The sequence below is a fragment of the Burkholderia sp. BCC0398 genome (genome assembly GCF_902833245.1).
Lineage (GTDB): Bacteria > Pseudomonadota > Gammaproteobacteria > Burkholderiales > Burkholderiaceae > Burkholderia > Burkholderia sola.
This window is the reverse complement of record NZ_CADFEM010000049.1, coordinates 1-540: the sequence shown is the minus strand read 5'-3', so window position 1 is coordinate 540 and position 540 is coordinate 1. Positions and strand designations below refer to the sequence as shown.

Annotated in this window: 1 protein-coding gene; it reads right to left on the bottom strand. The window is 59.4% G+C overall.

The annotated features are described in order from the left end of the window. Positions 1 to 540 (bottom strand): RNA-guided endonuclease TnpB family protein (locus HWX76_RS36445; RefSeq protein WP_176017112.1); only part of this gene is annotated, 540 nt, incomplete at both ends.

Here is a 540-nt window from a genome sequence, read left to right as displayed (position 1 = left end):
GAGGATTCCCACACCTGGCGATGCACGTCCGCATCGGAGAATGTTCAACGCAGCGTTGGTATCTCGATCATGTTCGACACCACAGTCACTACAGGCCCACTCTCTTATTCGCAGTCCCGCGATACCTTTCGGCCGCGTCGTGCTGTCTTTCGACCCGCACGCCGAACAGGACTGGGTCGAACCGCTTTCGTCCACTTCCTCGAACGTGGCCCCGTGCGCGATCGCTTTGTAGCGGAGCTTGTTTCGGAAAGACGACCAGGATGCGTCGTAGACGCTCTTCGCCATCCTGGTCCTGGCGAGTTTGGTTGCCGACACGTTGCCGACCGCGATGTAATCGAAACGCCACACCAGCTCGAGCGCGAGCTTGTGCTGGAAATCGGCTCGGGCATTCGCGATCTTGGCGTGCAGCTTCGCGATATGTCGCTTGTGCTTTCGCGCCCGTTGCGCTTTCGCCAGCTTTTCCGCCGCTCGTCGACCGAACTGGTCATTGGGCAGTTTCTCGCCGGTCGAAAGTGTGGCGAAGTCTTTCAGGCCGAGATC